Origin of the sequence: Xenorhabdus entomophaga, from assembly GCF_037996725.1 — a bacterium.
Lineage (GTDB): Bacteria > Pseudomonadota > Gammaproteobacteria > Enterobacterales > Enterobacteriaceae > Xenorhabdus > Xenorhabdus khoisanae.
The window spans coordinates 1-268 of the sequence record NZ_JBBMXH010000438.1 but is presented as its reverse complement, the minus strand read 5'-3'; the positions used below and the strand labels follow the sequence as shown (position 1 = coordinate 268).

The 268-nt window shown below is 39.6% G+C and carries 1 pseudogene; it reads right to left on the bottom strand.

The features are described from left to right. Nucleotides 1–268: pseudogene (locus AAC854_RS23540) on the bottom strand (IS982 family transposase); the annotation flags it as partial.

Genomic DNA, 268 nt, shown 5'->3' with positions numbered 1-268 from the left:
TAACGGAATAAGGGCTCTTTTCTTCAATGTAATTATTCGATTGTAGCTGACCAGACCAGGGAAATCTGCGTTGAGATATTGCTGCACATGCTCAGTATAAAACGCTTTAAAATGACGATAATGGCTCATGTGAAATAAAATGAGGATCGTCATTATTTCACTGAGAGACAGGGAAGTGGCACGATGACGCTTGAGCTGATTATTCTCAATGAGCTGTTGTTCCCAAAGGGGAATAAATTTTTGGCAAAAATCATCGACGCAACAGAAA